13 protein-coding genes are annotated in these 11,653 nt (G+C 65.4%); 8 read left to right on the plus strand and 5 right to left on the minus strand.

Annotation, left to right across the window (positions count from 1 at the left end; all coding sequences use genetic code 11):
• The first annotated feature begins 106 nt into the window (after positions 1-106).
• Positions 107-1,324 carry a PucR family transcriptional regulator gene (locus AAFP30_RS11270; protein WP_419229986.1) on the plus strand — a complete coding sequence of 406 codons (1,218 nt, stop codon included), beginning with the start codon at positions 107-109 and terminating at the stop codon, positions 1,322-1,324.
• 7 nt (positions 1,325-1,331) lie between these two features.
• On the opposite strand, the gene AAFP30_RS11275 is transcribed toward AAFP30_RS11270, so the two are convergent.
• A complete protein-coding gene (locus tag AAFP30_RS11275; protein WP_419229987.1) occupies positions 1,332-2,429 on the minus strand; it encodes an NAD(P)/FAD-dependent oxidoreductase in 1,098 nt (365 codons plus the stop codon).
• A 148-nt stretch (positions 2,430-2,577) separates the two neighbouring features.
• Between AAFP30_RS11275 and AAFP30_RS11280 the strand changes: the two genes are divergently transcribed.
• Both AAFP30_RS11280 and AAFP30_RS11285 read left to right on the plus strand, forming a co-directional pair.
• The gene (locus tag AAFP30_RS11280; protein WP_419229988.1) at positions 2,578-3,150 is read left to right on the plus strand and encodes a type 1 glutamine amidotransferase domain-containing protein; all 573 of its coding nucleotides are present in this window, start codon (positions 2,578-2,580) and stop codon (positions 3,148-3,150) included.
• Between the two features lie 447 nt (positions 3,151-3,597).
• Positions 3,598-4,020 (plus strand): hypothetical protein, encoded by a 423-nt coding sequence (locus AAFP30_RS11285; protein ID WP_419229989.1) that lies wholly within the window; start codon positions 3,598-3,600, stop codon positions 4,018-4,020.
• Between the two features lie 176 nt (positions 4,021-4,196).
• Here the strand turns inward: AAFP30_RS11285 and AAFP30_RS11290 are convergent, their stop codons facing one another.
• From AAFP30_RS11290 to AAFP30_RS11300, 3 genes are read right to left on the minus strand one after another with little or no spacing between them, the layout of a single operon-like run.
• Positions 4,197-4,679, minus strand: a complete 483-nt coding sequence (locus tag AAFP30_RS11290) for a PPOX class F420-dependent oxidoreductase (protein WP_419229990.1) — start codon at positions 4,677-4,679, stop codon at positions 4,197-4,199.
• Positions 4,680-4,698: 19 nt separating this feature from the next.
• Positions 4,699-5,784 carry a dihydrodipicolinate reductase gene (locus tag AAFP30_RS11295; RefSeq protein ID WP_419229991.1) on the minus strand — a complete coding sequence of 362 codons (1,086 nt, stop codon included), beginning with the start codon at positions 5,782-5,784 and terminating at the stop codon, positions 4,699-4,701.
• Positions 5,785-5,814: 30 nt separating this feature from the next.
• Complete coding sequence (locus AAFP30_RS11300) at positions 5,815-6,858, minus strand: Rieske 2Fe-2S domain-containing protein (RefSeq protein WP_419229992.1); 1,044 nt, start codon at positions 6,856-6,858, stop codon at positions 5,815-5,817.
• 117 nt (positions 6,859-6,975) lie between these two features.
• Between AAFP30_RS11300 and AAFP30_RS11305 the strand changes: the two genes are divergently transcribed.
• Positions 6,976-7,602, plus strand: coding sequence for a TetR/AcrR family transcriptional regulator (locus AAFP30_RS11305; RefSeq protein WP_419229993.1), 627 nt, complete (start codon positions 6,976-6,978; stop codon positions 7,600-7,602).
• A gap of 95 nt (positions 7,603-7,697) precedes the next feature.
• Complete coding sequence (locus AAFP30_RS11310; RefSeq protein WP_419229994.1) at positions 7,698-8,018, plus strand: putative quinol monooxygenase; 321 nt, start codon at positions 7,698-7,700, stop codon at positions 8,016-8,018.
• A 10-nt stretch (positions 8,019-8,028) separates the two neighbouring features.
• On the opposite strand, the gene AAFP30_RS11315 is transcribed toward AAFP30_RS11310, so the two are convergent.
• A complete protein-coding gene (locus tag AAFP30_RS11315; protein WP_419229995.1) occupies positions 8,029-8,463 on the minus strand; it encodes a DUF1330 domain-containing protein in 435 nt (144 codons plus the stop codon).
• Between the two features lie 149 nt (positions 8,464-8,612).
• Here AAFP30_RS11315 and AAFP30_RS11320 point away from each other — a divergent pair, with 149 nt between their 5' ends.
• From AAFP30_RS11320 to AAFP30_RS11330, 3 genes are all read left to right on the plus strand, one after another.
• Positions 8,613-9,806 carry a thiolase family protein gene (locus AAFP30_RS11320; RefSeq protein WP_419229996.1) on the plus strand — a complete coding sequence of 398 codons (1,194 nt, stop codon included), beginning with the start codon at positions 8,613-8,615 and terminating at the stop codon, positions 9,804-9,806.
• A gap of 70 nt (positions 9,807-9,876) precedes the next feature.
• Positions 9,877-10,452, plus strand: coding sequence for a TetR/AcrR family transcriptional regulator (locus tag AAFP30_RS11325; protein WP_419230163.1), 576 nt, complete (start codon positions 9,877-9,879; stop codon positions 10,450-10,452).
• 29 nt (positions 10,453-10,481) lie between these two features.
• Positions 10,482-11,630, plus strand: a complete 1,149-nt coding sequence (locus AAFP30_RS11330) for an acyl-CoA dehydrogenase family protein (RefSeq protein ID WP_419229997.1) — start codon at positions 10,482-10,484, stop codon at positions 11,628-11,630.
• Positions 11,631-11,653 lie beyond the last annotated feature (23 nt).

The raw sequence follows: 11,653 nt of genomic DNA on the forward strand, positions 1-11,653 counted from the left end.
TGCCTCCCAGGTCATGCTGTTTCAGAGTCCAGCATCCCCAATCCCGGCCGCTGCCGCCAGAGGCATTGTGCCTCACAGCGCGCGAATGATGGTGCAGACTGTTCGCATGTCCTGGCCGTCACCATCTCCGCGAATCCGTGACCTGTTACGACAAGGAGCCGAGATCGCACTGCATCCGCCCGACGAGTGGATCGCAGAGATGCACGACGCCTCGCTCGGCGGCGTCCGCATGGCGGGGGTGGCCGACGATCCGGTGCTCGCGGAAGGGACTCGCCGTACCAACATGGCCAACATGCTGCACTGGGCGGCAGCCAACGTGCAGCACCCAGGACAGCGGGTACCGATCAACTTCGCCGACGAGGTGCTCGACACCGCTCGCGATCTCGTGCGCCGCGGCCTGGACGAGGCGTCGCTCGACGCCTACCGAACCGCGACGAATGTCGCCTGGCGCCGATGGATGGAGGTCTGTTTCCGTCTCACCTCCGACCCGGCCGAACTCCAGGAGTTGTTGGAGATCTCGTCGCTGTCGATCTCCACGTTCATCGACGACACCGTCGAGGCGATGTCGCGGCGCATGGCTCAGGAGCGAGCCGATCTCACGCGCGGCACCCATGCCGAACGTCGCGCGACGGTGACGCTTCTCCTCGAGGGTGCGCCGATCCCGCCCGCGCGGGCCGAGGGTCAGTTGGGCTACCGACTCACCGGACCGCATCTCGCCGCGATCGTCTGGGCCGACGGCGTCGGCGGGGCCTCGCAGGATCTCGACGTCGTGGCGGACGAACTCGCACATGCGACCGCGGTTCGCCAACGACTCACGATCGTGGCGAGTGCCGCCACCCTATGGATCTGGTTACCCACCACGACGATTCCATCGGCACAACACCTCCCCGACCGACCGCACGTCCGCATCGCCTTCGGCCGCCCCGGTACCGACCTGGACGGCTTCCGCCGCAGCCACTTCCAGGCGCTCACCACCCAACGTCTCGTCGCGCAACTCGCCTCTCCGCAACAGATCGCCCGCTACGACGACGTCCGACTCGTGTCCCTGCTGACCACAGACCCCGGCGCCGCCGACGATTTCGTCCACGACACCCTCGGCGACCTGCCCTCCGCCGACCCCGACACCATCCACACCCTCAGAACGTGGATCAGTCTGCAGTGCAACACGTCCCGTACTGCCGAGCATCTCTACACCCATCGCAACACAGTAATCCGTCGCCTCGCCCGCGCCGACGAACTCCTCCCGCGACCACTGGCAGAGAACCTCGTCGATGTAGCCGCCGCCCTCGAAGTCCTCCGCTGGTCCCCTTCTCACGCTGGTTGAGCGCACCTCACCCAGGAACAGCCTCCCCCAACCGTTCCCCCACCCCAAACCCCTCCGGCACCACACCATCAACCACGGACTCCGCCAGCGCCTCCCCGATCACCGGGGCGTGCTTGAACAGATTGTGCCCGGCCAGAATTGACACCGGACCCGACCGCCAGATCGCCATGCCGTCATCGCCCCACGGCAGTGCTGTGACCCAACAGTGCACGACATCCCGCGGCGTCGGATCGACCCCCGGAAGCGCGTGTTCGACGTATCGCGCGGCATCGTCGGCAAGTCGAGCCAGGCCCGCCGCATCGTCGACCGCACCGTCATCATGCGCATCGACCGACTCGGCCATGCCGAGACCGTATCCGGATCGATCGGGGTAGGCGGCCGCATACACTCCAGCTGCACCGAAGACACCACTACCGTCTTGGAGGGTCGGCAGCCGGTCCACACCGGTCCGCAGCGAAAATGTCACTCGCACATGCGCACCCAACCGGATCGGCAGCGCCAGACCCACGCCTCGCGCGAGCGCTGCAGTCCCACGTCCCGCACACACGACGGCGCTACCGTGCCGTCCCACCGTGGTGGGACAACGGACGATCACACCCTCGCCGCTGTTCTCCAACGTGATTACCTGTTCGGGCACGAACCGGCCGGCGAAGGTCGCCGTCAGCGCCTCTATGGCGGCGCGTGTATGGATCGATCCACCGAACGGGTCGAACATCGCGTCTCCGCTGTAGTCGGCCAGGATCGGCAGCAGCTCGCGGAGTTGGGCGCTGTCGAGAAGCCGTGCGTCCACTCCGCTCTGCCGCAGCAACGCGAGCCGACGTCGTACCGATGGCCCGAGCGCAATGGCTCCGTCATCGGACACCAGGGTGGTGCCGAACTCGTCGCCCCACTCACGCCATTGCTCGCGGGCGCGCACCGCCAGCCTGATCAAGCGGGGGTCGTCGTGCGCATGCCGGAAGATGCGCGACTGACCGGCCGATTGTCCATACCCGGGCACTCCGGGATCGTAGATCGTGACGGAGAGCCCTTGGCGAGCAAGATGATAGGCGGCGGAAAGGCCGATGACACCGGCGCCGATCACTGCGACATCAGACGTATCGGACATACCGTCACGCTACGCGTATGTCCGTTACGTCGACAGCACTCCCGTGGACAGCCCATGGAATAGGCGTACCGTCGGGCACAGAGGTGTCTGTCCAGCAACGGCAGGCGGTCGGGGTGTCACCGTCGACAGCAACGAAAGGACATACCTCATGGCTGACGAACTCACCGGAATCACGGTCGCCTTCCTGGTCGCACCCGAAGGCGTCGAGCAGGTGGAACTGACCGAACCCTGGAAGGTGGTAGAAGCTACCGGCGGCACCGCGAAACTGGTGTCCACCGGCAGCGGGACCGTGCAGGCGTATCACCACCTGGACAGGGCCGACACGTTTCCGGTCGACGCCACGGTCGACTCTGTCTCCGTCGACGACTTCGACGCGCTCGTCCTTCCCGGCGGACTGGCGAATCCCGATGCGCTACGGATGAACTCCGACGCGGTGGCCTTTGCGCGCGGTTTTGTCGACGCCGGCAAACCCGTCGCAGCGATCTGCCATGCACCCTGGACACTGATCGAGGCGGACGTCGTACGCGACCGCACACTCACCTCGTGGCCGAGTCTGCAGACCGATGTCAAGAATGCCGGCGGCACCTGGGTGGACGAGGAGGTGTCAGTGGATTCCAGAGGTCCCAACACCCTGATCACCAGCCGCAATCCTGACGACCTGCCCGCGTTCAACGCCACCCTGGTCACCGAGTTCGCTCGCGCGCAACCTGCGACTCGGTAACTATTACCCATCACCGCTTCACGAATCGGCAAGGTGCGCCGCCTTCTCGCACAATGAACCGGCACGTCGGCGTGGCGCGATGACGAACTCCGACGGTGCCTGCCCGACCGTCACCCCGGTCGGGCAGGCAGCCCTTGTCTGACTATCACACTATGGAGTTCTCAAAGAGCATGCGCGGTCCCGACTTTCATCGGGTGCGCGGGAAATATGCTGCGCTGTAAAGTCTCTCCGTCAGGCCTTCCTCCTTGACCCGAACACACCATAACCCCCGCCCCCGACAATTCCGATCGCGCGCAGGTGGCCCGATCTGAGTCGTCCGAACTTGTCAGAGGGCCGCGATACACTGGACGGTTCTAGAATTTGGATATCCTGAAAAATACTGATGCACAGTCGATTTCCGCCGCATAAACCTATTGCCTCGAACGTGTGTGCGAGTACAATTGAGGTATGCCCTCCACCACCGCTCCCACACCCGCCGACCTCCTCGCCACCGCCCGCGAGCTGACCGTCACCGGACTGACCCGACGCCAAGCCTTCGACACCACCCGCACGATCATCGACCTGTCCAACACCCTCGGACACCTGCTGAGTGTGTGCGCCGCGGAGATGGACCGCCTCGGGGTGGCCGCCCAATCCGGCGGCAAGATCAAACCCTTGCTGATCGAGATGGGGTTGGCGCCGGTGGTGGCCGACCGGGTGCTGCGGATCGGCCGCGGACTGCAGCGAGCTTGCGAGCGCGTCGAAGGGCGTTCCTCGCGGGCTCCTCAGGGAGCAAGAGGGTCATCGATCATCGGAGATCCATCGATCCCTGAGGTGCGAGGCACCAGCCGAGCCACGAAGGGCTATCCGGTAGCGAGAAGTCCACCGTGAGAGACGGTTTCGACACGCCCCTCGCCCAGCGGCTCGGGGCTGCTCAACCAGCGGTAGGGGGGTACGCCCTCGGGACGGCTCAACTAGCGGAGAGCTCAGCACATTTCCCGCGCACCCGACCACTATCGGGACCGCGCACGACCTTTGACAACTCCACAGTGTGAATGACCGGCAGGTCAGTCCTGCGCATCGAGTTTCGCCGCGACGTCGGCGGGGAAGCCGCCGGTGGCAACGGGACCCCAGCGCGTCAGGGTGACTCGGATCAACGACTTGCCCTGCGTCCGCATCGCAGCGCGGTAGTCGTCCCAGTCGGGGTGCTCACCGGAGATCGAGCGGAAGTAGTCGACGAGCGCATCCTCGGCCTCGGGCATGTCGAGGACCTCGGCGGTGCCGTCGACCTGCACCCAGGCACCGTTGAACTCGTCGGACAACACGCAGACGCTCACGGCCGGAGTGCGTTTGGCGTTGTTGGCCTTCGCACGCCCGGGGTAGGTGGAGATGACGATGCGTCCCTCGTCATCGACGCCACCGGTCACCGGCGAGATCTGCGGTGTTCCGTCGGCCCGCACGGTACTGAGAATCATGTGGTGTCGCGGACGAACGAAGTCCAGGAGTGCAGCACGGTCGACGGAATCGGAGGTCGCTACGGTTCGGGCCATACCCAGACCCTACGCCTCCTCAGATCGCGAATCGTCCCGCGAATCCGCGTAGCGGCAGGTCGGCGCTGGTGATGATGCCCGGCCGCGCCGCGACGACCGACTTGATCGAGTTCAGCGCGGGCATGCCGGTGACGGTCATGCCGATGGAGGCGAACGAGTCCGGATTCGACAGGTCGACACCGCGTTTGGGGAAGATCATGTGTTTGCTGTAGATCGACGGGTCGGCGGTGATGTGAGTGATGTAGCAGCCCTTGATATCCCACGACGGGTCGGTGTAGGGCGTCATCTGCCACTCGAGGTGGGTTTCCACCCGCGGTACCCCGTCGACCATCCCTTGGTACTTGATGTAATTGCCGCCCAACGACCCTTCTGGCAGGAAGTACCAGCCGAGGTCGACATCTTTGGTGCACGCGGCGAACTGGTAGTCGAAGGCAACCTCGTCGAGCTCCAGCTCGAAGCAGTCGGCCATCAGGTAGACCGAATCGGCGAACACCTCGGTGAACTTGCGGAGCGACTCCGGTAGCGATGGGTCGTCGACCGGCTTGCCGTAACCGACCTCCTTCCAGGTCTCCACCGAGTGGTGGCACGATACATCGACCGATTCGGTGACGGTGATGTTTTGGATGTCGGCAACATCCATCGACTGCACCACTCCGATGACCTGCAGCGCACCAGGATTCATGCCGGTGCCGTAGAAGGTGACACCACCCTTCTGGCATGCCTCCTCGATGAGTTCGGTCGTCTTGCGCCCGCCCGGCCGCGGGTGATTGGTGTTGCGGTGATAGCCGGTGATCCAGTCCGCGGTGGTCACGATGTTGATACCGGCCTCGAGTACCTGCAGGTAGAGGTCCTCGTCGGGAAAGACCCCGTGGAACGTCAACACATCCGGCTTGGCTGCGATGATCTCCTCGACGGTGCCGGTGGCGCGTACCCCGATCGGCTCCAGGCCGACGATCTCACCCGCGTCACGTCCGATCTTCTCCGGCGTATAGCAGTGCAGACCAACGAGTTCGAGGTCGGGATGGCCCTGAATGCGGCCGATCGTTTCGGTGCCGAGGTTGCCTGTGGCGACCTGGAAGACGCGGATCTTGCTGGAGGAGTTCATCAACATAACCTTTCGAGAACTGATCGATGGTCAGGGCTGTGCGGACATGACAGCACCGCTGTGTGGGCGTTGCGGGTCGATCCCGTCCGGACCGCCGTCGGGGTAGAACTGTCGGGCCCATTCACGCAGTGCGGTGAACCCCTCGAATTCCTTGCGCGACAACGCAGGCGGGTCGGAGTAGCGCTGATGCGCCCAGATGTGGATGTCGGCTTCGAACTGTTCGATGACGAAGCCCGCCATCGTCTTTCCGTAATCGGTGAGGTCGCCGGTCTCCTCACCACGTTTGCGTCCGATCCACACGGTGAACCGGACGTCGGAGGTGTGATCGTCGACCGGCGTGACCGCCGGCATGGTGCGGTTGTCGATCATTCCCCAGCTCTTCGTCACCGAACAACCGAGTCCGGCGTTGATGGACTCCACACCGCTGGTGGCATTTTCGAGGGTGGCGCCCTCATCGAAGGCGATGGTGAAGTCGACGTAGGAGACGGGTCCGGAGAAGTCGTGGCGGGTGAACTCGGGCATGAACGGCGTCTTGTGGACGAACTTGAAATGGGCGAAGTCGACGCCGTTCTCCATGATGTACTGCGGGTGGATCTCCAGTCCGGACCGGAACAGGGTGGCGGCCGGCACGGGTGGGTAGTAGTCGTCGGCGGTCTTGTCGTCGTCGAAATCGGCGAAGATGTCGGGGACGTCGAAATGCGGTGCAGCACCGTCCTTGTCGTACCAGATCCAAATCGCTTCGTTGCGCTCGACGACCGGATAGCTGCGGATGCGACGTCCCTTGTTGGGATGCTTCTCGTACGGGATGCACACGTTGCGGCCCTCGGAGTTCCACTGCCAGCCGTGGAAGGGGCACTCCAGGTTCTCGCCCTCGACGTGGCCGCCGTAGCCGAGGTGCGCACCGAGATGCTCGCAGTATGCGTCGAACACCGAGACCGCGCCCGACGCCGAGCGCCAAGCGACCATCTCCCGCCCGAGGTAGGTCATGGTGTGGACGTCGCCGATACCGATCTCCACCGACCACGCGACCTGAAACCATCCGGTCGGCTCCATCGACAACGGGGTCCTCGCCATCCCGACGCTCCTCTCGCAGCGCACGCTTCCGCGTCCCACGCAGAACCATAGTGGGTTCTACGAAAGAAAGACAGAGGGTTCTACGAAAATGTCGGTGGCGGGCTACCATCAGGCACTATGACCACCGAGGTGAGCGGTCGACGGACCAATCGGCGTGGCCTCGCGACCCGTGACGCCATGCTCGACGCCGCTCTGCGGACCTTGGCGAGCGGCGAGCCTGGTTCGGTGTCGGCCAACCGGATCGCCAAGGACATCGGCGCCACGTGGGGCACAGTCAAATACCAGTTCGGCGACGTCGACGGATTGTGGGCGGCGGTGCTGCAGCACACCGCCGAACGACGCGGCGAACTGCCCTACCGGGAGAACAACACAGCCCCACTGGCTCGACGCGTCATTGACATCGTCGAGATGCTGTTCCACGGACTGACCACCGTCGACTCGCTGGCGATCGAGAATCTGCGCGCCGCGCTCCCCCGCGATCACGACGAACTCGAACGACTCTTCCCGCAGACCGCCGCGGAGTTCGCGTCGTGGAAGGACTCGTGGGCTCGCGCCTGTCAGAAGGCCTTCGCCGACCTCGACGTGGATCCGGCGCGGGTCCGCGAGGTCGCCGCGTTCATTCCCGGCGCCATGCGGGGTCTGGTGTCCGAGGCACAGTTGGGCAGTTATCAGGACGAGGACGTCGCGCGCCGTGGCTTCGCGAACGCGATCGTCGCGTATCTGGAACGGCCCGTGGCCGATTGACGTGCATCCCAGGGAGTGGGAAATGGTGTCCAACGACTGCCGGATGACCTAACGTCGGACACCGGATCACCTATCGAACCAAGGAGCGTTCTGCCATGCCCGAGATCATCGTCGTCGCCACCATCTCCCCCAAGCCCGGCGAGGAAGCCGCCGTGCGCGACGCCGTGTTGGCCGCCATCCCGCAGGTGCACGCCGAACCGGGCTGCGGCAAGTACGCCCTGCACGAGGCGACCGGCGACTCCACCGATCTCGTGATGATCGAACGTTGGGAGTCGATGGAGGCGCTGGGCACCCACAGCAAGGCGCCGGCACTTGCCGAACTCGGCAAGGCGCTCGGCGACAAACTCGCCGGCCCGCTCGACGTCAAGACCTTCACCGCGGTCGCCGCCGGCGACGCCGACAAAGGCAGCATCTGACCCTGAGCCCTCAGGCGGTGGTGGCGATCAATCGGGAGTCCGCCACCGCCGCGGTCCGGTGCCGCGTCAGGGACTGGTACTCCGGACTCGTCACCATCTCGACGAAGGCCGCCGGCGATGGGTAGCGAACCACCAGGATCGAGTCCCATGACTCGTCGATCGGGCCGATTACCGTCGGCCCGCAGTCGCCCTGCAGCACCACCTCCGCGCCCGCCTTCTCCAGGTGCGCCAGGGCGCCGCGGCTGTAGACACGATAGGCATCGGCACCGGAGATCGGTTTCGCGGGCGCGAGGTCGCCGGCATTCGAGTAGTCCGCCACCTCACGGAACCGCAGCAGGTTGAGCATGGTGATCGGCTGGTCAGCGGGCAATTCGGTGACCGTTCGGAGTTGTCCGCGACGCGGATCGATGGTGCGGCGGTCGTCGGGCGGAAGTGTTTCGCTCATGCGGTCAGCGTAAGGAGTCGACCGCGTCTCGCCCAATCTGTTGATTCGACGGCATGCGGCGTGCTAGACCTGTTTATCGAGCGTTAGATCGGCGCTGCGACGTGTGCAGAGTGCCGGTTCCCGCCCGCCGACCCGAGAGGATTTCACTCATGCCAGAAGCCGTCATTGTCGACGTAGCCCGCCTCGCATCCGGAAAGGGCAAGCCCGGCGGCGCCCTGTCGGCCACCCAGCCGGTCGAGTTGCTCGCCCATGTGTTGCGAAGCATCGTCGAGCGCAACGACCTCGATCCCGCCCTCGTCGACGACGTCATCGGCGGCTGCGTCGGTCAGGCCGGTGAGCAGGCCCTCAACATCTCCCGCACCGCCCTGCTGTCGGCCGGGTTCCCCGAGTCGGTGCCCGCGACCACCGTCGACCGCCAGTGCGGTTCGAGCCAGCAGGCCGCACACTTCGCCGCGCAGGGCGTCATCGCCGGCGCCTACGACATCGTGATCGCCGCCGGCGTCGAGTCGATGAGCCGGGTGCCGATGGGCTTCACCGTCGCCGGCCAGAACCCGTATGGCCCCAGCATCGCCGCTCGTTATCCTGAAGGCCTTGTCGGCCAGGGCATCTCCGCCGAACTGGTGGCCGCGAAGTGGAAGCTGGACCGCGAAACCCTCGACCAGTTCTCCGCCGAATCCCATCGTCGAGCAACGCAGGCCGCCGCCGAAGGCTTCTTCGACCGCGAGATCATCCCGATCGACGTCAAGAACGCCGACGGCGAAACCGTCACCCACTCGGTCGACGAGACCGTCCGCGCGTCGACCACCGCGGAGGGACTCGGCGGCCTCAAGTCGTCGTTCTACTCCGAGCAGTACGCGCAGCGGTTCCCGGAGATCAACTGGCACATCACGCCGGGCAACTCGTCGCCGCTGACCGACGGCGCATCTGCGGCCCTCATCATGAGCGACACCATGGCGTCGAAGCTGAACCTCACGCCGCGCGCCCGCTTCCACTCGTTTTCGGTGGCCGGCGACGATCCTGTCTTCATGCTCACCGCGCCGATCCCGGCCACCCGCAAGATCTTTGAGCGGTCCGGGCTGTCGATCGACGATATCGACGCCTACGAGGTCAACGAGGCCTTCGCGCCGGTGCCGCTGGCCTGGGCCCACGAGTTCGGTGCTGATCCGGCCAAGCTGAACCCGCGCGGTGGCGCCATCGCCCTGGGTCACGCACTCGGGTCGTCGGGCACCCGACTGCTGAGCACGCTGGTGAACCAACTCGAGGCCACCGGCGGGCGCTACGGACTGCAGACGATGTGCGAAGGCGCCGGCATGGCCAACGCCACCATCATCGAACGTGTCTGATTCGTCGACGTGGGGCCCAGCCGCCCCGGGGCCCGCCCCGTCCGGCCGGCGGGGGAGCGGGGCGGTTCCGTTGCCCCCGACACTGGAAGCCGCACGAAACGCATTCCATGCACGCGGCTTTCACGGGACGTCGATCCGGGACATCGCCACCCGCGCCGAGGTGTCGCTACCGACGCTGTACTACCACCACGACAACAAGCTGGGCATCCTGTTCGCCCTGCTCGAGTCGGGGATGCAGTCGGTCCTCAGTCGGGTCACCGCCGCGATCGACGACGCCACGACACCGACGGACCAGCTGTCGAACGCCATCGAGGCGATCGTCTTGCACATGACCGGCGACCTCGAACTGGCGAGCGTGGCAAGCGAATTCCGCCACCTCGATCCGACCGACCCGCGCCGAGAGAGCTACGTCGCGTTGCGGTCGGAGATGGAGAACAAGATCGAAGACGTCCTGCGCCGCGGAATGGCGTCGGGCGAGTTCCACATCGACGAGGAGGTCAAAGAGGTGCTGCGCTATCTGCTCGGCGCCTGCCAGTCGGTCACCGCGTGGTACCGGCATTCCGGCCCCCGCACGCCCGACCAGGTGGCCGCCACCTATGTCGCCACTTCCCTGCGCGCCGTCGGCGCACAGACACCCACCCACTGACCACGAACCCACACAAGGAGTGAATCAGCATGAAACGCACCATCTTCGAGCCTGAGCACGAACAGCTCCGCGAAACCGCGCGTGAGTTCCTCGCCCGCGAATGCGCCCCGAACGTCGAGAAGTGGATGGAGAACGGTCAGGTCGACCGCGAAGCCTACGTCAAGGCCGGCGACGCCGGGCTGCTCGGTTTCAACATCCCCGAGGAATTCGGTGGCGGCGGCGCCGACGACTTCCGCTTCAACGCAATCGTCGTCGAGGAGTTCGCGCGATTCGGTGGCGCTGCACCCGGTTTGAGCCTGCAGAACGACGTCCTCGTGCCCTACTTCCTGCACCTGGCCAACGAGGAACAGCGCAAGCGGTGGATGCCCGGAATGGCCACCGGCGAAACGATTCTCGCGGTCGCCATGACCGAGCCCGGAGCGGGCAGCGACCTGGCCGGCATCAAGACCTCGGCCAAGCGCGACGGTGACGACTACATCCTCTCCGGCAGCAAGACGTTCATCTCCGCGGGCATCAACTCCGACCTGGTGGTCGTGGTGTGCCGCACGAATCCCGATCCGTCCGCAGGCCACAAGGCATTCTCCCTGCTGGTCGTCGAGCGTGGCATGGAAGGTTTCGAGCGGGGCCGCAAGCTCGACAAGATGGGCCTCCGGGCGCAGGACACCGCCGAGTTGCACTTCAACGATGTTCGCGTGCCCGCCGAGAACCTGCTCGGCGAGGAGAACAAGGGCTTCTATCACCTGATGCACAACCTGCCGTCCGAGCGCATGTCGATCGGTGTCGGTGCGATCGCCGGTGCGCGCGCGGTGTACGAAGAGACCCTGCAGTACGTCAAGGACCGCAAGGCTTTCGGCAAGCCGATCGGCACCTTCCAGCACAACCGGTTCACCCTCGCGGAGATGTCCACCGAACTCGACATCGCCGAGACCTACATCGACCGCTGCCTGCAGGCCGGCGTCGGCGGGGACCTGAGCGCCCTCGACGCCGCCCAGAACAAGTGGTGGTGCACCGAGCTGGCCAAGCGCGTCATCGACAGCTGCGTCCAGCTGCACGGGGGCTACGGTTACATGAACGAATACCGGGTTGCGCGCGCCTACACCGACTCCCGTATCCAGACGATCTTCGGTGGCACCACCGAGATCATGAAGGATCTCATCGGGCGGGATATGGGGCTGTAGTCTCATCGCTCCTCGGCTCGCGG

This window comes from Gordonia sp. CPCC 205515 (assembly GCF_048537925.1).
Lineage (GTDB): Bacteria > Actinomycetota > Actinomycetes > Mycobacteriales > Mycobacteriaceae > Gordonia.